Genomic DNA, 19,034 nt, shown 5'->3' on the forward strand with positions numbered 1-19,034 from the left:
ACTGCGCTCCGCCAGTTCATTGATACCTTTGCATGTGAAGTAACGCTTTCCCAATCAATCAAAACCAACAAGGAAAGGTGTACAAGGATGGAATGGCAGATGAGGCGCAGCGCACGGATCGTGCCGGCTACCCTGATCGGGTTGCTGCTGGCCGCGCAGGCAGCAGAAAGTCCGGCACAGGAACGAGACGTGGAATTGCGCGAAAGGCTGGCGCAAAGCGAAGCCAAGGCTGCGGCCCTGCAGCAGAGGCTGGAAGAACTGGAGCGGCGGGTCCAGGCGCTGGGAGCAGCGGCACCGGTTGTGGCGCCTCCCGCTGCGGTGCGCCCTGCGGTGAATGCGCAGGCAGCGCCTCCACCATCCGCATCGCCTGCGCAGGCTCCGGCGCCCTCGAGCAGCGGCCGTACCGCTGCGGCGCGCAGTGCTCCCGGCACCTTCGAAGTCGATGAAGAAGCCGCGCAGCGCGCGCTTGAACGCACGCTCACCCAGACTGGTGCACTGCTGCTGCCGGTCGGGACGGTGGAAGCGACACCGAGCTTCACCTACAGGCGCTTCGAGCAGACCAATCCAGCCCTGGTATCCGATCCATCCGGCACCGTGGTGCTCGGCAACCAGCTAAACCGAAGGAATGAATACACGGCGGCGCTGGAACTGAGGGCGGGCTTGCCGTACAACTCCCAGCTGGAACTGGTGCTGCCATACAGCCATGTGCACACCTCTCAGGTGACACCCACGGTATCCGGACCGGCCGTCGACCGGACCGACAGCGCCAGCGGGACGGGAGACGTCACGCTTGGCTTCGCCAAGACGCTGATGCGCGAGAGCGGATGGAAGCCGGATCTCATTGGTCGCCTGACCTATAACTTCGGCAATGGCGATCGCCAGAGTGGCGGGGTCAGCCTCAATGGCGGATTCCGCCAGCTGACTGCAGAAGTGGTCGCCCTCAAGCGTCAGGACCCGCTGGCCTTTGTCGGCACTGCCTTCTATGGAAAGGCGTTTGAAGAGGACAGGATCGACCCGGGCAATTCAGCCGGTTTCTCGCTGGCGGCATTGCTTGCAGCGAGTCCCGCAACATCCCTGCAGCTTGGCTTTTCCCAAATCTATCGGCAGAAACAGGAAATCGGTGGAGTTCGCCTGCCGGGAACGGACCAGAGTTACGGAATCATGACTCTGGGCGCTTCATCGGTCCTCTCGCGCGACCTGACACTGGTAACGCAGTTCGGCATCGGCTTGGGCAACGATGCGCCGAAGTACAGCTTTACCATTTCGCTGCCGATTCTTTTCAGGTAGCGTGCAAGCGAGTGCATCTGCGGCGCGCTGACGGTCAATGTCAAGCAATCCATGCCGCGCCCCATGCCCTCCTCTGCGTGGCCAGGACATGGGGCGTCTTCCTAAGGGCGCGTGACCGGCGCCCCTTTTCTTCGGCGCAGCTTACTGGCGTTGCCTGATGTATGAGAAGTTGCCGCTTACGATGTAGGCGGTGTTGTTGCCGCTATAGCCAAAGTTGCCGAGGGAGATCTGCGCGACCGTTACCGGTGACGCATTCACCTGGCCAACCAGGGCGAGATTGTTAAAGCTTAGGAACTGGCCTGCAGTGACGCCATCCATTTGGGCGGCCGTCAGTTGCATCGGCTCCGCGGTGGCCGGCTCGGCGGCAAACGCCAGGGACGACAGGGACAGTACAGGTGCGGCGACCAGGGTGGTGATCAGTGACTTTTTCATTTCCATGCTCCTTTGTTGGTAGGTTGAACGCTTTTTATTGCTGATACGCTTGCTGCAGCCAATCTCCATCGCTTCGGCCGAGCACTGCGCAAAGCCTGACGCCGCTGATGCCTGACATCGCAAATCCGGCTTTGCCCATGCCTGCCTTGGCAATGGATCGATTGCTTGAACCTTATCGAGTACACGCATTACTGCCTTTGCACGATCCTGGACCAGTTTCCGCTGAAGATAGCGGCTGTGTTATTGCCACTTCCGAAGCCGTTCAGGACGCTGATCTGGACGACGGTGACCGGTGAAACATTCAACTGGAACAGCCCGGCGACGTTGTTGGAGCTCAGGATCTGCCCTGCCGTGACACTATCCATCTGTGCGGCGCTCAACTGCATCGGCTCTGCCGAAGCGGGCTCGGCGGCAAACGTCAGCGAAGACAATGACAGCAGAGGCACGCCAACCAGTGTGGCAATCGATAGCTTCTTCATTTCATCTTCTCCTAAACAAGCGATTTAAAGAGGTTCGAAACACGAATCGGAACTCGCATTTCCCTATCAATTTAAGCAGCCGCCCTTCGAAAAATAAGTATGAAATTTCGATGGGAGCCGGCTCATTTCCCGGCATTTCATCCATTTTTTTGATCCATTTCCGGTGTGAACGCATCGACTCTTGCGTACGCTCACAAGATCGCCCGAAAATGTGTGCTGCACAAAGATTGACATGACCGGCCGGGCGGCAGTGCACCGAGGAACACGGCTCTGCTGCTGCTTCAACAGCGCGGCTCATGCTCTGCCGGCGTGCCGCCGGTCGCGCCAGATCGGAGGTCTTGCGCCCTCGATCGGAAGTGTGGCTCAGCGTGTTTCGTGATCAGTTGGTCAGCAGGATTGCTCCGCCTTACCGTTGCCTGATGACGGAGGAATTACCACTGAAGATAAAGGCGGTGTTGTTGCCGCTGCCGGCGAAGTTGAGCGCGGAGATCTGGGCCACCGTCACCGGTGACAGATTCAATTGACCAACCAGGGCAACGTTATTGAAGCTCAGGAATTGGCCTGCGGTCACCCCGTCCATTTGCGCGGCGGTCAGCTGCATCGGCTCTGTCACAGCGGGTTCGGCGGCAAAAGCGATCGACGAGAGAGACAGTACGGGTGCTGCAACCAGGGTGGTGATAAGCGAATTTCTCATTTCAATGCTCCTTGGTGAAAAGGTGAACATGCTCGGATGAACATGCTCCACAACGCGAACACGACAGGTGCTTCGCGCCTTTTCACTCTATGCATCTGCATGGCAAAGAATAAGTATGGAATTTCGATGCCAGGCGCCCCGATCGCAGACGCTCTATCGGATTTCTTGATTGATTGGCTGCACGCAAAGCCGCCCGCGAAAGGAACAGGGAGGGAAGCGAAGTCGGGCTGTTTCGTGATTCTGTTCCGCCAGCCTGTATTGTCATTGCCCGTATGCAGACTGTCCGGGGACGCATGCCGGAACTTGCCTGTTCAGGCACGACTGCAGCCTGCTTGTGGAGGATGATGGCTTGGCGGTGACTGCCGCACCGCCGGACAGCTGGTCCTGCATGCGCCCCGCCTCGCGAGGGCGCTGCATGCGGATCCGCCCTGGCGGAATCAGGGCCTGGTCATTGAATAAATCTGGACCGAGGAAGCGCCGTTGCTGCGGACAAAGGCGTAGTTGCTGCCACCGGAGTTGAACTGCTGGATTTGCAAGGACTCGCCTGGCCGCAATTGATAAGTAGTGATCGTTTCGCCCGGCCGTACCTGGTAAGTGGTGACCGCTCCGCTTTTGGCAGACTGCTGAAGCACTGCAAGTTCGTTGGCAAGGGCTTTCTTGATGGATGACAGCTGGTCGGATGTCAGGGGCAGCCAGCCGCTGGCAAGAAGGCTGGTTGTTCCAGGGGGAGTGATCTTCAGCATGTCGAGGAGGTTGGCGAAAAATGACTGCGAGCCTGCCGTCACGCGGTCCATATCGGGTGCGTCCAGCAGGACGGGTTCGGCCGCCAGAGCCAGGGCCGAGCTTGCGAACAGGGACAAAATCCCCAGCCTGATCTTTGCATTCGCTTTCATTACTGTTCCTTTCCAGCGCCTGCCGACAGGCAGGGCGGACTGTGTCCGCCCTTGGTGCCGCTATCGCGCAGACGCCTATTGACGGAAATTCAGGAAATTTCCGCTATAGACGATAGCCGTGTTGCCGTTTCCGATCTGGATGATGATCACGGGAGAGATGTTGATTTGCGTGATCTGGGCCAGCTTCAGAACGGATTTCAGGATGTTGTTGGATAACGCCGCATTGCCACCACCATGTCGATCCGCGCGCGGCGGATCGAATACCGGTCCTCGCTGTCGGGCCGATCCCGCTGTGATGCCGTCCATCTCCTGTGCGCTCAACAGCATGGGCTCTGCGGTGCCAGTTTCCGAAGGAGCTGGCGCTGCAAATGCCATGGAAGAGAGCCCCAGCATGGGGATGGCCAACAGCGCGGTGACTAGCGTTTTTTTCATAGGCATTCTCCTGTGTGAATAGGTTTGGAAAAACAGGAAATTGAACTCTTGGCGAACCCAGAGCGATTAACAATTTAACAATTGTCCGCAAAAAAAATAAGTAACAAATTTCGATCATGAATACGCAAGTTCCCTGGGTATCCATCCAATTTTTCGATGCGATGCGACCTTGCGTGCGATCGGAAAAGCGGGAGACACGCGGGGATGACTTTTCTCGTTGATCGCCTTCCTGAAATGGATGGTGCGGCATGCAAACCATCACGCGCCATGAATAAAGTGCCGTATTCATGCGTCATCAGGTCGCAAGGGGCTGGCGGAAAAACTATGCACAGGCACGGCGCATATCGAAGATGACCACTGGCCTGTGCCTGCCGGGCTGCCCGTGGTTCATACCTCAGCGCAACATCACAAAGTCCTGTCCCTGTGGCGCCAGCTGATTGGGTGGCGGAACATCATCACGCCGCTGCACGGTAAATCCGATATGCCCGAGAGACGGGTAATCAATCCATTTTTCCGTGAACTCATCCACCCGCATGGTGCGATTGCCCCAGGCGGGGTCGGCCAGCAGCACGCGGTCGCCGCGCACGCCGCGGAAAATGACGAAGTGGTTGTAGCCATTGGTGTGGATGGGGACGATGATCGGCGCTTTCGCGACCAGATCCTTGAGCTGGAGCCTGCCATAGCCGTTGCCGAGATAGCCGCGGGAATCGGCATTGCGCTTCAGGTCCAGCAGGGAAAAGCCTTCCCGGCTCTGCACCAGTTGCGGATTCCGGATGTACTCTTCCCGCTTCATCAGTGCCACGGCCACTTCCTTCTCCGTGACATCCTCGCCATGCTGGTACCGCAGCAAGGTGGCGAGCGCCGCGGCGCCGCAGCTCAGGTCCCACTTCTGTATCACGACATTCTCGTGCCGCATCTCGAGAAGCGATTTGACAACCGGCTCGCCCGCCTCGGCGCCCCCTGCCAGCAGCAGCGCAGCGCAGGCCGCTGCGCGCAAGACACCGGTCAGCCTGCGATGCAGGCGCATCCCTTGCGTCCTGCCGTCTCCACTTCCCATTTGCCAGTTCTTCATTTCCTGTTCCCTTTTAAAAAATGCCTGTCCCGGGAAGTCCGCGCTGCCCGGGACGCCGGTTCTTGCATGCACCATGGAAGTTCAATGACAGGAATAGCTCTGCGAAAGGATTTCCCGGTCCGCGTCCGTGCCTGGCTCATCCGTGTCGCCGTCGGCGGCACCGCGCAGGATTTCCACGAGCCGGTTCGTCGCAGGATTGGCGGACCATGGGCGCGAATGAATGAGGTACAGAACCGTTTTATATTCGCGGCAGCCTGCGAGCGGCAAGCGCACCAGGCTTTCCTCATCCAGCCAGGACTGGATGCGATGCGCCGGCAGCCAGGCGTACCCCAGCCCTTCCTGCACGGCTTGCACAACCGCATCAAGACTGTTCATGCTCCAGCGGACATAGTCGGGTCCGCCCTTGTCGCCCCTGTCGGACTCGTCGGCGTGACCGACATCGATCTGGATGAAGCGCGCGAGATCAGCGGCCGTCAATTCCCTCCCCATGCGCAGCAAGGGGTGATCCGGGTGGGCAACCGGAACATGTTCGACCTCGACCAGCGGTTCTCCCAGGAATCCCAGTGGCACGCGCTCACCGATCACCAGGTCCGCCACCTGCTTGCGCAACAGCTCTTCAGGCTGCGGCGCGGCGAGTATGCTCAGCTTCACATGGGCCGCACCCTTGCTGAGCAGGCTGAATTTGCGCAGCGAGCCCATCAATAGCCGCGTGGGAAAATGATGATCGACGACCAGCCTGACCTCCCCGGCCCAGCCTTGCTCCATGGTCTTGGCAAAGGTTTCCAGCTCGATTGCTTCTTTCAGGACATGGCGCGAACGCTCCAGCAGGGCGTGGCCTTCCGTGGTCAGGATGGCCTTGCGCCCTTCTATCTTCAGCAACTGGACGCCCAGCTGCTCCTGCAGCTTGGCGATCGTGTAGCTGATTGCCGATTGGCTCAGATGGAGGAATTTCGCCGCTTCGGCAAATCCGCCGCAGTCGATCACGGCATGCAGGATCCGCCATTGCTTGAGGCTTACGCAGAGATTGGGAATGGTGCGGGGCCGGTAGTAATGCGATATCGGCGCTCCATCAAATACCATCGATTGTTCCAATGCTTGTTTTCCTGGTTGAGTCATCTTGCCCTCTACGATTCAAATTCGGTCGACCTGCCGGATTTGCAGTGGTGCTGCATCCGGCTGCGTCTCCACTGATGCATGCAAGCTCCGCGGGCGTCGAGGGCCTCGCGGAAAAACTTCGACCGGCAGTTTTGCTGCCGGCAAGGACGAAGAGGCATCTTTGAAATCGCCAGACATCAAGCCGATTCCCTCAAGAACAAGCATTGCGCCGAGCGTATGCCAGCCAAGGCTCTTGCATCCTTGCGGCATGTCTTTCAAGGACAGGACCCACTTCGCCGCGGCTACCTTTAGCAAGCTGTGCGCCCGCGTCTCAAGCCATTGATTTTTTTGATCTATTCCTTTAAGCGGCAGATGGCTTGTCCGGCTGTGTAGCAATCTCAGCACAGCCTCGCATCGGCAGTATTGAACCGTGTTCCATTGGCCGCGCAAGAATGGTCCGAAGGTGCGGCGCAACCGGTGCAAACGGTGGGATTACGACTGCGGCGACCCGGCCCGCAAATCATGTGATACGCGGCGAACGATGTCGACGGATGTATCAAAAATGAACAGTGACGAGACGCATCTCGCAGCCACGCCTGCACCACATGTTGATTTGCCTCGAATGCTGCCAATGGCGCGGAGCTATGCAAATGCCTTCGGAGTCGTGCAGCCGCACCGGCATCAAGGAAAGAAGTGATCAGAATCTCCTGTCGCATTCCGATCGGCATCAGGAGCGATAGAGGGCGGAGCGTCCCCAAGTGTGTCGATTGCGAAGCATCGCGCGCCAGCCACACCACGCTTTTCTCTGCTGGGAATCAGGCGATTCAGAGTATTATTCCGTGGATCAAAACAATACGTTTTCTCCTGACTATGGATCGTCTGCAATCGATGCGGGTATTCGCCAAGGTGGTGGAACAGGGAAGTTTTGCCCGTGCCGGCCAGGCGCTCGATATTTCCAATGCAGTCGTGACGCGCCACGTGGCCGATCTTGAAGAGCATCTGGGAACACGCCTGCTGAACCGCACCACACGCAAGTTGTCGTTGACTGAAACGGGACAAGCCTATCTGGAGCGCGTCCTGCAAATCCTGCAGGAAATCGACGAAGCCGAAGCCATCGCTTCATCGCAATCGAAAAAGCCGACCGGGACGCTGCGCATTTATACGCAATCCGGATTCGGACAGCTGCAACTGGCAAAGCTGTTGCCGGAGTACGCGCGCCGCTATCCGGAAGTGACGCTGGACGTGACGGTGTCCGAATATAACGTCGACCTGGTCGAAGAAGGTTATGACGTCGGCATCCTGATCGATATCCAGAAATTCGACAGCAGCATGATCGCCCGCCAGCTCGGCTGCTCGGAAATTTTGCTGTGCACCTCGCCCGACTACATCAAGCACCATGGCGCACCAAAGAAACTGGAAGACGTCTCCAAGCATGCCTGCCTGAATTTTTCCTACGAGATGCTGCGCCATCACTGGCCGGTCAAGGCACCGGATGGCAGCACGACGAATATCCCGATCAAGCCCAAGGTGATTTGCAATAACAGCGAACTGCTGCGCCAGTGTGCCTTGGCCGGCATGGGCATTGCGATCCGGGCTTCCTTTTCGCTCGGCGACGATCTGGCAACCGGCCGCCTGGTGCGCGTGCTCCCGGAGTACGAGCTCGGAAAGGTGTCGGTGATGATGGTCTATCCGAGCCGGCGCCTGCTGTCGGCCAAGGTACGCAGCTTCGTGGATTTCATGACGGAGCAGTTTCCCAGGCCGGATTCGGATCCCTGGCTGTCGCCCGCTGCAGCCTGAGGCGAATCGCTTCCATAGGGCAATCTGGCAAGAGGCTGTCCGGCTTTATTGATGTCCGGCAGATCCTGCGGATGCGCAATCCCCCATGGGACGTGATACTGTTATTCGCATCTTTTCACTCATCCAACTCGTCGATCTGTTTCAGCCATGTGCCAGCTCCTCGGAATGAATTGCAATGTCCCGACCGATATTGTGTTCAGCTTCACCGGTTTCTCCACGCGCGGCGGGCGCACCGACTTGCACAAGGATGGCTGGGGCATTGCCTTTTTCGAGGGGCACGGCGTGCGCCATTTCGTCGATTACGAGGCAGCCATCGCCTCGCCTCTGGCCGACCTGATCAAGCGCTATCCGATCAAGTCGAAGAACGTGATCGCCCATATCCGGAAAGCCACGCAGGGCCGCGTGGCATTGGAGAACTGCCATCCCTTCGTGCGCGAGCTATGGGGACGGTACTGGGTGTTTGCCCATAATGGCGACCTGAAGGAATTCGCGCCGCTGCTGAATGGCGCGTTCCGCCCGGTAGGAACCACGGACAGCGAGTGGGCATTCTGCTATCTCTTGCAGGAATTGCGTCGGCGCTTCGGCGACACGCCGCCGCAACTGGCAGACCTGGCTGTGGCGCTGCGCGAGCTGACCAGTGAAATCGCAAAGCATGGCTCGTTCAACATGATGCTGTCGGATGGCTCTGCCCTGTTTGCGCATTGCTCGACCAATCTGCACTACATCGTGCGCCAGTATCCGTTCGCCACGGCGAAGCTGGCGGATGAAGACATGCGGGTCGATTTTTCCCAGGTGACCACGCCCAACGACCGCGTGGCCGTGATCGTCACCGAGCCGCTGACCGACAACGAAACCTGGACGCGGTTCGCGCCGGGCGAGATGAAGGTCTTTGTGGAAGGCAGTCCGACGGACTTGTAATACCGGCCACGATACGCAGACACCCTTGCCAGCATTGCATGCCATTTGCACAATGCCCCGCCAGTAAAGGACATCACGCGTGTTTATGCTGTTGCGCGCAGCTTACAGGCAGGCGCATTCAGCGACAAAAATTTTCACCGGAAATTTGAATTCGGCTACAGTAGCGCTCTCCGGCACTCGTCATCAGATGAATGCCGCAGAGTCAGCCGAAGTGCGGACTGGCCGTATGCGTTGCAGGATCAGGGGCGATGACATCATGTGCATCATCATGCGTTGTCCCCGGCCCGCGACCCATACGACCAGTCCGCATTTTCATTTGGCGTGACGCGCACGAATCCGGTACCGGATTCGCGCGCTCCTCCAATTACAGATTCGGCGCCAGCCAGCGCTCGATGTCTTCCTTGCTCACGCCGCGCCGCTGCGCCATGTCCTCGACCTGATCTGCACCGATCTTGCCGACGACGAAGTACTTCGATGCCGGATGCGCGAGATAAAAGCCGGAGACCGAGGCGGCCGGCGACATCGCAAAGGCATCCGTCAGTTGCATGCCGATCTGCTCGCACTGCATCTGCCGGAACATGTCGGCCTTGACGGTGTGATCAGGGCAGGCCGGATAGCCGGGCGCCGGACGGATGCCGCGATAGGCTTCCTTGATCAGTTCTTCATTGCTCAGACGTTCATCTGCCGCGTAGCCCCACAGGTCCTTGCGCACTCGCTCGTGCAGATGCTCGGCGAAGGCTTCGGCCAGGCGGTCGGCCAGCGACTTCAGCAGGATTGCGTTGTAGTCGTCGTTCGCATCGAGGAAGCGCTGCACATGCTTCTCGATGCCGAGGCCGGCCGTCACCGCGAACATGCCGATGTAATCGGCGATGCCGGATGATTTCGGCGCAATGAAATCTGCCAGGCAACGGTTCGGTCGCATCACGCCGTCGACGGCCGACTTGACCGTCTGCTGGCGCGCGCCGTAATAGGTGAAGGCGACCTTGGTGCGGCTGTCGTCGGTATAGATCTCGATGTCATCATCGTTGACGCTGTTGGCCGGCAGCAGCGCGATGACGCCGTTGGCCGTCAGCCAGCGGCCTTCGATGATTTTCTTCAGCAAGGCCTGCCCTTCTTCATACACCTTGCTGGCCTCTTCGCCGACCACCTCATCCTTCAGGATGGCGGGGAACGGCCCGGCCAGGTCCCAGGTCTGGAAAAACGGGCCCCAGTCGACATATTGCGCGATGGTCGCAAGGTCGTAGTTCTCGAATACGCGCCGGCCTATGAATTTCGGCTTCACCGGCGCCGCAGCACCGGAAAATTCCAGCTTCGCCTTGTTGGCGCGCGCCTCGGCGATCGACACCAGCGGCACTGTCTTCTTGTTCGCATGCTGGATGCGGATGCGCTCGTAATCGGTCTTCACTTCCTCGATGTATTGCGCGCGCTGCTCCGGTGTGAGCAGCGACTGGGCAACCGATACCGAGCGCGAAGCATCCGGCACATAGACCACCGGGCCTTCATAATTCGGCGCAATCTTGACGGCGGTATGCGCGCGGCTGGTAGTGGCGCCGCCGATCAGGAGCGGAATCTGGCGCTCGACGAACCAGGGATCGCGCTGCATCTCCTTCGCGACATGGGCCATTTCCTCCAGCGAGGGCGTAATCAGGCCGGACAGACCGACGATGTCGGCATTCTCTTCCTTCGCCTTCGCGAGGATTTCGGAACACGGCACCATCACGCCCATGTTCACCACTTCGAAGTTATTGCATTGCAGGACCACCGACACGATGTTCTTGCCGATGTCGTGCACGTCGCCCTTGACCGTGGCCATCACGATCTTGCCCTTGGACTTGGCGACGATGCCGGTGCGCTCCTCTTCGAGGCGTTTTTCTTCCTCGATGAAGGGAATCAGGTGCGCCACCGCCTGCTTCATCACGCGCGCCGACTTGACCACCTGCGGCAGGAACATCTTGCCCTGCCCGAACAGGTCACCGACGATGTTCATGCCATCCATCAGCGGGCCTTCGATCACGTTGATCGGACGGCCGCCCGCCTGCATGATCTTCAGGCGCATCTCTTCGGTATCCTCGACGATCCATTGCGTGATGCCGTGCACCAGCGCATGCGCGAGACGCTTCTCGACCGGCTCATTGCGCCATTCGAGGTTCTGTTCATCCTTCTTGCCGCCGGCCTTCAGTGTCGCGGCGAATTCGATCATGCGCTCGGTCGCATCCGGGCGGCGATTGAGCACCACGTCCTCGACGCGCTCGCGCAGTTCCGGCGCCAGGTCGTCATAGACGCCGATCATGCCGGCGTTGACGATACCCATCGTCATGCCCGCCTTGATGGCGTGGTACAGGAATACGGTGTGGATCGCTTCGCGCGCCGGGTCGTTGCCGCGGAAGGAGAAGGAAACGTTCGACACGCCGCCGCTGATCTTTGCATGCGGCAGGTTTTCCTTGATCCAGCGCGTTGCATTGATGAAGTCGACTGCGTAATTGTTGTGCTCTTCGATGCCGGTCGCGATCGCGAAAATGTTCGGATCGAAAATGATGTCTTCCGGCGGAAAGCCGACTTTCTCGGTGAGCAGCTTGTAGGCACGCGCGCAGATCTCGGTCTTGCGCTCGAAGGTATCGGCCTGTCCGGTTTCATCGAAGGCCATCACGATCACTGCCGCGCCGTAGCGGCGGCAGAGTTTCGCCTGGCGCAGGAATTCCTCTTCGCCTTCCTTCATCGAGATGGAGTTGACGACCGCCTTGCCCTGCACGCATTTCAGGCCGGCTTCGATCACCGACCATTTCGACGAATCGATCATGATCGGCACGCGCGCGATATCCGGCTCGGAGGCGATCAGGTTCAGAAAGCGCGTCATGGCCGCGACCGAATCCAGCATCGCCTCGTCCATGTTGACGTCGATGATCTGCGCGCCGTTCTCTACCTGCTGGCGCGCCACCGACAGCGCCTCGTCATACTGCTCGTTCAGGATCATGCGCGCGAAGGCCTTGGAACCGGTCACGTTGGTGCGCTCGCCGACGTTCACGAACAGCGATTCATCATCGATGATGAAAGGCTCCAGCCCCGACAGTTTCATCGCAGTCGGCACTTCCGGCACCTTGCGCGGCGCGATCTTGCTGACGGTTTCCGCAATCGCCTTGATATGCGCGGGCGTGGTGCCGCAGCAGCCGCCGGCGACATTGACGAAACCGCTTTCGGCGAATTCCTTGAGCAGCGAGGAAGTCACATCCGGCGTTTCATCGAAGCCGGTATCCGACATCGGATTGGGCAGGCCGGCATTCGGATAAATGCAGACATAGGTATCGGCAATCTTCGCCAGCTCTTCCGCATACGGGCGCATAAGCGCCGCGCCGAGTGCGCAGTTGAGGCCGACGGTCAGGGGCTTGGCATGCCGCACCGAATGCCAGAACGCGGCCACGGTCTGACCGGACAGGATGCGACCGGAGGCATCGGTGACGGTGCCGGAAATCATGATCGGCAGGCGCTTGCCCGATTCTTCGAAGAAGGTGTCGATGGCGAACAGCGCTGCCTTGCAATTGAGGGTATCGAAGATGGTTTCCACCAGCAGCACGTCGGCGCCGCCCTCGACCAGGGCGCGCGTCTGTTCCAGGTAGGCTTCCACCAGCTGATCGAAGGTGACGTTGCGCGCGGCCGGGTCGTTCACGTCCGGCGAGATCGATGCCGTCTTCGGCGTCGGGCCGAGCGCGCCGGCGACAAAGCGCGGCTTGTCGGGTGTCGAATACTTGTCGCAGGCGGCACGTGCGAGCCTGGCTGCCTCGACGTTCATCTCGTAGACGAGATGCGCCATGTGGTAATCGTCCTGGGCGATGCGCGTTGCACCGAAGGTATTGGTCTCGATCAGGTCAGCGCCGGCGGCGAGATACTTTTCGTGGATTTCGCGGATGATCTGCGGCTGGGTCAGCGTCAGGAGTTCGTTGTTGCCCTTGACGAACAACTCCTTGCCGGGCACGGAAAAATCGGCGAAGCGCGCGCCGCGATAATCTTCCTCGGTCAGTTTGTATTGCTGGATCATGGTGCCCATGGCGCCATCCAGGATCAGGATGCGTTGGGCCAGCAGATCACGCAGGATCGATTCGGTGGAAGAGAGAGCGTCGCGCTTCATGTCGTACTCGTTTCAGATATCAGGAAAACAAAAAACCCGGCCTGCAAAGCGGGACCGGGTTGATTGGCGTCCGCTTTAGCTGCATTTGTATCGGGACTGGAGCCCTCGCGCCCGCAAGCTGGGTTTGACTTTTCAATCAAATCGGCGCAGGAAAATTATACGTGAGATCAATACCTTGCGCAAAGAAGCAGCGCCGGCGACTCGCGGCTTTTCAAGCCACGCTTTTTTCTCCCAAGACATCTCTCGATAGCATCGGATGTTCCTCGGTAAGCTTGAGCGTCAGACACTTGGCCGATCCGCCCGCCTTCATGAATTCCGTCAGCGGCGTCTGCCATACGGTAAAGCCGCGCGACTGCAATTCGCCAGCCAGCGTGATGGATGCGCGATTGAGAAAGATGTGGCGAGCGCTGTTGACAGCATTGCATGCGAATTCCAGCGCATCCGCATCGCTGACAGGAATGCGCCGCTCCGCCGGCAAGCGCGCCTGGATCCGAGCCTGCGAAGCCAGGTCGAAGGCTGGCGGGTAGTACATCAGGTAGCCGCCTTCCAGCGGGCAAAAGCAGGTGTCGAGATGATAAAAGCGCTCGTCCGCCAGACGCAGCGGCTCGACTTCGATATCGAGCAATTCTTCCAGCAAGGGCACGCAGGCCTGGCTCGAGCGATGGCCGTAGCCAAGCCACAGCAAGGCCTCCTCGCGGTCCAGCAAGGCATCGCCGGCGCCTTCAAAATGCACATCCGGCGGCAGGCGAAGCACGGTGAAACCATGCTCGTCGAACCAGCGTGCGAAATGCGCCTCCTCGCCCGTGCGCTCGGCATGCCGGAAGCGCGACAGGATGAACTTGTCGGCGAGCACCATGCCGGCATTGGCAGTAAACACCATGTCCGGCAAGCCACGCGCAGGCACAATAGATTCGACATCCGCCACCCGGCCGATCAATTGGGTCAAGGCATTCCATTGACACAATGCCTCATCCTGGCGGCAGTGCGCGACATTGCCTTCCATCCAGGGGTTGATCACATAGGCGACATCGAAGTGATGTGGAGCGCACATCAGGAATTGATCGGTCATGACTTCTCTCCCTTGGCGGCATTCAGACTATGAGCGGTTCGGCCGCGCCAGCGGCGGCCTCCTTGGCGGGCAGCGCATCGAACACGGCGCGAATGATGCCGAGTGCGGTGTCGAGTTCGTCCTGCGTGATGACCAGCGGCGGCGCAAAGCGCACCACGGTGCTGTGGGTATCCTTGGTCAGCAGCCCGGCATGCATCAGCTTCTCGCAGAATGCGCGTCCGGATATCCATGCCGGGTCGAGTTCGAGTCCGATCAGCAAGCCCTTGCCGCGCACGTCGCGGATCGCCGGATGGCGCAGCTTGCGCAAGCCGGCCATCAGGTAGTCGCCCATGCTGCTGGCACGCTCGACCAGGTTTTCTTCCTGCAGAACACGCAGCGCCGCGCTGCCGACCGCCGCCGCCAAGGGATTGCCACCGAAGGTGCTGCCATGGTCGCCCGGGCCGAACACATCCATCACATCTTCCCTTGCGAGGAAGGCCGATACCGGCAGCAATCCGCCGCCCAGTGCCTTGCCGAGGATGAGCCCATCCGGCTTGACCGCTTCGTGATCGCAGGCAAGCAATCGACCGGTACGTCCCAGGCCGGTCTGCACCTCGTCGCAGATCAGCAATACATCGTGACGCGCACAGATGGCGCGGCAGGCGGCGAGGTAACCGGGTGGCGGCACGACGATGCCGCCTTCGCCTTGAATAGGTTCGAGCAGGAAGGCTGCGGTATGCGACGTGATGGCGGCTTCCAGTGCCGCCGCATCTCCGAAGGGAATCGAGACAAAGCCCGGCGCGAACGGACCGAAGCCGCCGCGATATTGCGGTTCCGATGAAAAGCCGACGAGGGTGGTGGTGCGGCCGGCGAAATTGCCATGGCAGACGATGACCTGCGCCTTGTTGTCCGGAATGCGCTTGACTTTATAGCCCCACTTGCGTGCCGCCTTGATGGCCGTTTCCACCGCTTCCGCGCCGGTATTCATGGGCAGCGCCTTTGCCTGCCCCGTCATGCTGCACAGCCTTTCCAGGAAGGGCCCGAGCTGGTCAGTGTGGAACGCGCGCGAAGTCACGGCAAGCCGTTGCGCCTGCTCGGTCAGCGCTGCGAGCAGGGCCGGATGGCCATGCCCGAAGCTGACGGCGGAATAGGCCGACATCATGTCGAGATAAGACTTGCCATGCACATCCCGCAACCACACGCCCTTGCCACTCCCGAGCACTACCGGCAAGGGATCGTAGTTGCGCGCGCAGTAGCGCGCTTCCTTTTCCATCCACAGGTTCATGTTGCTCTCCATCTGAAGCAGCTTTCATGCGGATCATGATAGCGATTGCGGGTGGAAATCTTTTTGCGTATTGGCGCGTCAAACACGGCAAATACGCAAGAATCGTTCGCGCCTGCCGGCATTTGGAACAAAAGCATGCAAAACCTGGATCGCTACGACCGCATCATCCTGAAAACCCTGCAGGAAAACGGTCGTGCTTCGAATGTGGAGTTGTCCGACAAGGCCAGCTTGTCGGCGCCGCAGTGCTACCGGCGGGTGCAGCGACTGGAGAAGGAAGGGATCATCCGAGGCTATGCTGCCCACGTCGATCCCGCAACGATCGGCTTCGGCGTGCTTGCCTTTGTCAGCCTTAGCATTGACCGCGAACAATTCAAGCATGTCCGCGCATTGGAAAAGGCAATCCGGCAGTTTCCGGAAATCCTGGAGTGCTACACGATTTCCGGAGATTTCGATTACCTGCTGAAAGTGGTGGCGACTGACCTGAAATCCCTGTCCTCTTTCCTGACCGACCGGCTGATGCAAGTGCCGGGGGTATCCGGCGTGCGGTCAACGGTGTGCCTGGAAGAGATCAAGCAGGCCAGCCCGCTGCCGCTGGAGCAGGGACGCTGAAGCGGCAATGCAAAGGCAGGGCCGCCTTAATCGAAATGCCCGCCTTCCATTTTGAAACCCTTCAGGAATTCGGCTGCGGGCAAGCGCTTGCCGCCGGGTTTCTGCAATTCCGCCAGCCGCAATGCGCCCTCGCCGCAGGCCACGAGCACACCGCTTGGGGCATTGGCTTCCAGCACCCGGCCGGGTTCCGCATTACGCGGCACGCTGACTGCTTCAGCGCGCCAGAACTTGACCAAGGCATCGCCAAATCGTCCCGCTGCTCCGGGGAAGGGATTGAATGCGCGGATCTTGCGCTCCAGCTCGATGGCGGGCCGGGAAAAGTCCAGCACCGATTCTTCTTTCGAGATCTTGGCTGCGTAAGTCACGCCGGCTTCCGGCTGCGGCGTGGCATGCAAGGCACCTTTCTCAAGCGCGTGCATCGTATCGACTATCAGCCGGCCGCCCATCGCCGCCAGCTTGTCATGCAGGGTGCCGGTAGTCTCATCGCTTTCGATCGTTACGCGCTCCATGAGCAGCATGGCTCCAGTATCGAGGCCCTCGTCCATCTGCATGATGGTCACGCCGGTTTCCGCATCGCCCGCCTCGATCGCCCGATGAATCGGCGCCGCGCCGCGCCAGCGCGGCAACAGGGAAGCATGGATGTTGATGCAGCCGTATTTCGGAATCTCGAGTACGCTGCGCGGCAGTATCAGTCCGTATGCAGCGACGACCATCACATCGGGCTTGATTTCGAGGAGCAAGTCATGCGCCTGCCTGGCGACATCCGGATGTTTGCCATCGAGACGAAGGGAAACCGGCTGCGCGACCGGAATATCGTGTGCGAGAGCGAACTGCTTGACCGGCGAAGCCTGCAATTGCATGCCGCGCCCGGCCGGACGATCGGGCTGGGTCAGGACCAGGGGAATGTCGAAGCCTGCCTCATGCAGGGACTTGAGCGCAGTGGCCGCGAATTCGGGTGTGCCGGCGAAGATGATTTTCATGATTGGGACAGTCAGTGCCGACAGCCGGCAGGCAGGTGAAACGCATCAAGCAAGCGCATCCCTGCCGAATGCTTGATCAGGCAGGCGCCGGAAATCTCATCTGCCTGCGGTGGCCCGCTTCTTTTCACGACTCAATTCGCGCTCCTCCTTGAGGAGCTTGGTCTTGATGCGGTTGCGTTTCAGGGGCGACAGGTATTCGACGAAGACCTTGCCTTTCAGGTGATCCATTTCATGCTGGATGCAGACCGCCAGCAAGCCATCGGCCTCGAGTTCGAAAGGCTTCCCTTCCAGGTCGAAGGCCTTGACCTTCACGCGTGCAGGACGCTCGACGCCATCATAGACGCCGGGAACCGACAGGCAGCCTTCATCATAGACCTGCTTCTCTTCGCTGGCCCAGACGATTTCGGGATTGATGAACACCCGCAATTCGTCATGGGTTTCCGACGTGTCGATCACGATCACTTGTTCATGGACGTCGACTTGCGTCGCCGCCAAACCGACGCCCGGCGCGGCATACATGGTTTCGGCCATGTCGGCCGCCAGCTTTTTCAGGCGCTCGTCGAAGATGGCAACCGGCTTGGCAACTTTGTGCAGGCGCGGGTCGGGATAGCGCAGGATATTCAATAAAGACATACGGCTTTTGCGCAACAATGCGGTGAAGTGGGAGTGCAGTTTCTCTTGCTAGCTCAAGGATTTATGTGCAGAATTTGATTCAAATTGACAAGTTTTGCCGCAAAGAATCATATTCCCGCATAACTAAACTATGGCTGCAAAAGATGCTTTTTCAAGCCATATACACCGGAAAAACTATGAAAAAGTTTAGCACAGCCGCACTCATCCTCGCTCTCGGCAGCGCTTCTGCAAGCTGGGCGGCCACCGATGCAGCCAAGCTGATTTCATCCCGCTGCTCCTTCCTGCCGAACGCGCCGGATCAGCATAAGGTCGTGCGCGGCGATACCCTGTGGGACATCTCGGGCAAATTCTTGAACTATCCCTGGTGCTGGCCGCAGGTCTGGGGCATGAACCGCGACCAGATCCGCAATCCGCACTGGATCTATCCAGGCCAGATCGTCTATTTCGATCGCGCTGCCGGCCGCCTGCGTCTGGGCAAGCCTACGGGTGATGGCGGCATCCCCACTGAACGCCTCCATCCTCAGGTGCGTGTCGAGGGACTCGGCCAGGATGCAATACCTGCGATCCCCGCACACCTGATCGAACCCTTCCTCTCTCAGCCGCTGGTAGTCGAAGAAGACGAATTGCAGGATACCGCACGCATCATCGCCGCCCAGGAGGGCCGGGTCGTCATCGGCAAGGGCGACAAGGCTTACGTGCGCGGTGACTTGAAAGGCAACACTTCTTTCCAGGTATTCCGCCCCAGCAAGCCGTTGAAGGACCCGGTGACCCGCGAAGTAATCGGTTATGAAGCTGCGTACCTCGGCACCGCCAAGCTGCAGCGCGCGGCGAAAGCGGATGACGAAGCGCATATCTTCACCGTCACGAACGTCAAGGAAGAAATCAGCATCGGCGATCGCCTGCTGCCCATGCCGCCCACGCCCATCCTCAGCTATGTGCCGCATCCTCCGGAACAGCCCGTCGATGCACGCATCGTTTCCATTTACGGCGGCGTGGCACAGGCGGGACAGAACCAGATCGTGTCCATCAATCGCGGCAAGAGCCAGGGCATCGATGTCGGTACCGTGCTGGAACTCTATCAAGCCGGAACCACGATTGCCGATCCGACCGACAACAAGAATCCGGTGAAGCTGCCTGACGAACGGTATGGCAGCCTGTTCATTTTCCGCGTCTTCAACAACATCTCTTATGGCCTGATCATGCAAGTCACCGATACAGTGCGCGTAGGAGATATCGCCAAATCACCGGAATAAGTCTTCC

Annotated in this window: 17 protein-coding genes; 5 read left to right on the forward strand and 12 right to left on the reverse strand. The window is 59.5% G+C overall.

From position 1 onward, the window contains the following. Window positions 1–99 precede the first annotated feature (99 nt). Window positions 100–1,287, forward strand: a complete 1,188-nt coding sequence (locus HGHM_RS21340; RefSeq protein WP_148415511.1) for a hypothetical protein — start codon at window positions 100–102, stop codon at window positions 1,285–1,287. Window positions 1,288–1,428: 141 nt separating this feature from the next. Here HGHM_RS21340 and HGHM_RS23740 read toward each other — a convergent pair whose 3' ends face one another. The 7 genes from HGHM_RS23740 to HGHM_RS21350 all read right to left on the reverse strand — a co-directional run bounded on the left by HGHM_RS23740 (window position 1,429) and on the right by HGHM_RS21350 (window position 6,369). Then, on the reverse strand, window positions 1,429–1,908 hold the full coding sequence (locus tag HGHM_RS23740) for a hypothetical protein (RefSeq protein WP_019142213.1): 480 nt from the start codon (window positions 1,906–1,908) through the stop codon (window positions 1,429–1,431). Beyond that, the gene (locus HGHM_RS14220; RefSeq protein ID WP_019142214.1) at window positions 1,908–2,198 is read right to left on the reverse strand and encodes a hypothetical protein; all 291 of its coding nucleotides are present in this window, start codon (window positions 2,196–2,198) and stop codon (window positions 1,908–1,910) included. The genes HGHM_RS23740 and HGHM_RS14220 overlap by 1 nt, the downstream gene beginning before the upstream one ends. A 406-nt stretch (window positions 2,199–2,604) precedes the next feature. Then, window positions 2,605–2,892: a hypothetical protein gene (locus tag HGHM_RS14225; RefSeq protein WP_019142215.1), complete on the reverse strand. Its 288-nt coding sequence runs from the start codon at window positions 2,890–2,892 to the stop codon at window positions 2,605–2,607. 437 nt (window positions 2,893–3,329) lie between these two features. After that, on the reverse strand, window positions 3,330–3,785 hold the full coding sequence (locus HGHM_RS14230) for a hypothetical protein (RefSeq protein WP_019142216.1): 456 nt from the start codon (window positions 3,783–3,785) through the stop codon (window positions 3,330–3,332). A gap of 75 nt (window positions 3,786–3,860) precedes the next feature. Further along, the gene (locus HGHM_RS14235; protein WP_019142217.1) at window positions 3,861–4,217 is read right to left on the reverse strand and encodes a hypothetical protein; all 357 of its coding nucleotides are present in this window, start codon (window positions 4,215–4,217) and stop codon (window positions 3,861–3,863) included. Between the two features lie 394 nt (window positions 4,218–4,611). After that, entirely contained in the window at window positions 4,612–5,289 is a 678-nt protein-coding gene (locus HGHM_RS21345) for a C39 family peptidase (protein WP_218918038.1), read from the reverse strand. Window positions 5,290–5,370: 81 nt separating this feature from the next. Next, on the reverse strand, window positions 5,371–6,369 hold the full coding sequence (locus tag HGHM_RS21350) for a LysR family transcriptional regulator (RefSeq protein WP_019142219.1): 999 nt from the start codon (window positions 6,367–6,369) through the stop codon (window positions 5,371–5,373). A gap of 885 nt (window positions 6,370–7,254) precedes the next feature. On the opposite strand from HGHM_RS21350, the gene HGHM_RS14255 reads away from it, so the two are divergent. Next, on the forward strand, window positions 7,255–8,181 hold the full coding sequence (locus HGHM_RS14255; RefSeq protein WP_019142221.1) for a LysR family transcriptional regulator: 927 nt from the start codon (window positions 7,255–7,257) through the stop codon (window positions 8,179–8,181). A 147-nt stretch (window positions 8,182–8,328) separates the two neighbouring features. Next, window positions 8,329–9,099 (forward strand): class II glutamine amidotransferase, encoded by a 771-nt coding sequence (locus HGHM_RS14260; protein WP_019142222.1) that lies wholly within the window; start codon window positions 8,329–8,331, stop codon window positions 9,097–9,099. 364 nt (window positions 9,100–9,463) lie between these two features. Here HGHM_RS14260 and metH read toward each other — a convergent pair whose 3' ends face one another. The 3 genes from metH to rocD form a co-directional block, all read right to left on the reverse strand. Continuing rightward, window positions 9,464–13,219 (reverse strand): methionine synthase, encoded by a 3,756-nt coding sequence (gene metH / locus HGHM_RS14265; protein ID WP_019142223.1) that lies wholly within the window; start codon window positions 13,217–13,219, stop codon window positions 9,464–9,466. Between the two features lie 211 nt (window positions 13,220–13,430). Further along, complete coding sequence (locus HGHM_RS14270) at window positions 13,431–14,288, reverse strand: dimethylarginine dimethylaminohydrolase family protein (protein WP_019142224.1); 858 nt, start codon at window positions 14,286–14,288, stop codon at window positions 13,431–13,433. 22 nt (window positions 14,289–14,310) lie between these two features. After that, window positions 14,311–15,552 (reverse strand): ornithine--oxo-acid transaminase, encoded by a 1,242-nt coding sequence (rocD, locus tag HGHM_RS14275; RefSeq protein ID WP_034349089.1) that lies wholly within the window; start codon window positions 15,550–15,552, stop codon window positions 14,311–14,313. Between the two features lie 135 nt (window positions 15,553–15,687). On the opposite strand from rocD, the gene HGHM_RS14280 reads away from it, so the two are divergent. Next, window positions 15,688–16,161, forward strand: coding sequence for an Lrp/AsnC family transcriptional regulator (locus tag HGHM_RS14280; protein ID WP_026076044.1), 474 nt, complete (start codon window positions 15,688–15,690; stop codon window positions 16,159–16,161). A 26-nt stretch (window positions 16,162–16,187) separates the two neighbouring features. Here the strand turns inward: HGHM_RS14280 and fmt are convergent, their stop codons facing one another. Together fmt and def are read right to left on the reverse strand one after the other, a co-directional pair. Further along, window positions 16,188–17,141 carry a methionyl-tRNA formyltransferase gene (gene fmt, locus HGHM_RS14285; protein WP_019142227.1) on the reverse strand — a complete coding sequence of 318 codons (954 nt, stop codon included), beginning with the start codon at window positions 17,139–17,141 and terminating at the stop codon, window positions 16,188–16,190. Between the two features lie 96 nt (window positions 17,142–17,237). Next, window positions 17,238–17,774 carry a peptide deformylase gene (def, locus tag HGHM_RS14290; protein ID WP_019142228.1) on the reverse strand — a complete coding sequence of 179 codons (537 nt, stop codon included), beginning with the start codon at window positions 17,772–17,774 and terminating at the stop codon, window positions 17,238–17,240. A gap of 176 nt (window positions 17,775–17,950) precedes the next feature. Here def and HGHM_RS14295 point away from each other — a divergent pair, with 176 nt between their 5' ends. Further along, window positions 17,951–19,027 (forward strand): LysM peptidoglycan-binding domain-containing protein, encoded by a 1,077-nt coding sequence (locus HGHM_RS14295; protein ID WP_019142229.1) that lies wholly within the window; start codon window positions 17,951–17,953, stop codon window positions 19,025–19,027. Window positions 19,028–19,034: the final 7 nt, after the last annotated feature.

Origin of the sequence: Noviherbaspirillum massiliense JC206 (assembly GCF_000312045.1) — a bacterium.
GTDB classification, from domain to species: Bacteria; Pseudomonadota; Gammaproteobacteria; order Burkholderiales; family Burkholderiaceae_D; genus Noviherbaspirillum; species Noviherbaspirillum massiliense.

Coding starts and splice junctions, on each gene's coding strand:
- HGHM_RS21340 (WP_148415511.1), top strand. CDS start 100: ATGAGGCGCAGCGCACGGATCGTGCCGGCTACCCTGATCGGGTTGCTG.
- HGHM_RS14280 (WP_026076044.1), top strand. CDS start 15,688: ATGCAAAACCTGGATCGCTACGACCGCATCATCCTGAAAACCCTGCAG.
- HGHM_RS14220 (WP_019142214.1), bottom strand. CDS start 2,198: ATGAAGAAGCTATCGATTGCCACACTGGTTGGCGTGCCTCTGCTGTCA.
- HGHM_RS21345 (WP_218918038.1), bottom strand. CDS start 5,289: ATGAAGAACTGGCAAATGGGAAGTGGAGACGGCAGGACGCAAGGGATG.
- fmt (WP_019142227.1), bottom strand. CDS start 17,141: ATGAAAATCATCTTCGCCGGCACACCCGAATTCGCGGCCACTGCGCTC.
- HGHM_RS14255 (WP_019142221.1), top strand. CDS start 7,255: ATGGATCGTCTGCAATCGATGCGGGTATTCGCCAAGGTGGTGGAACAG.
- rocD (WP_034349089.1), bottom strand. CDS start 15,552: ATGAACCTGTGGATGGAAAAGGAAGCGCGCTACTGCGCGCGCAACTAC.
- HGHM_RS14270 (WP_019142224.1), bottom strand. CDS start 14,288: ATGACCGATCAATTCCTGATGTGCGCTCCACATCACTTCGATGTCGCC.
- metH (WP_019142223.1), bottom strand. CDS start 13,219: ATGAAGCGCGACGCTCTCTCTTCCACCGAATCGATCCTGCGTGATCTG.
- def (WP_019142228.1), bottom strand. CDS start 17,774: ATGTCTTTATTGAATATCCTGCGCTATCCCGACCCGCGCCTGCACAAA.
- HGHM_RS14260 (WP_019142222.1), top strand. CDS start 8,329: ATGTGCCAGCTCCTCGGAATGAATTGCAATGTCCCGACCGATATTGTG.
- HGHM_RS14225 (WP_019142215.1), bottom strand. CDS start 2,892: ATGAGAAATTCGCTTATCACCACCCTGGTTGCAGCACCCGTACTGTCT.
- HGHM_RS23740 (WP_019142213.1), bottom strand. CDS start 1,908: ATGCGTGTACTCGATAAGGTTCAAGCAATCGATCCATTGCCAAGGCAG.
- HGHM_RS14295 (WP_019142229.1), top strand. CDS start 17,951: ATGAAAAAGTTTAGCACAGCCGCACTCATCCTCGCTCTCGGCAGCGCT.
- HGHM_RS21350 (WP_019142219.1), bottom strand. CDS start 6,369: ATGGTATTTGATGGAGCGCCGATATCGCATTACTACCGGCCCCGCACC.
- HGHM_RS14235 (WP_019142217.1), bottom strand. CDS start 4,217: ATGAAAAAAACGCTAGTCACCGCGCTGTTGGCCATCCCCATGCTGGGG.
- HGHM_RS14230 (WP_019142216.1), bottom strand. CDS start 3,785: ATGAAAGCGAATGCAAAGATCAGGCTGGGGATTTTGTCCCTGTTCGCA.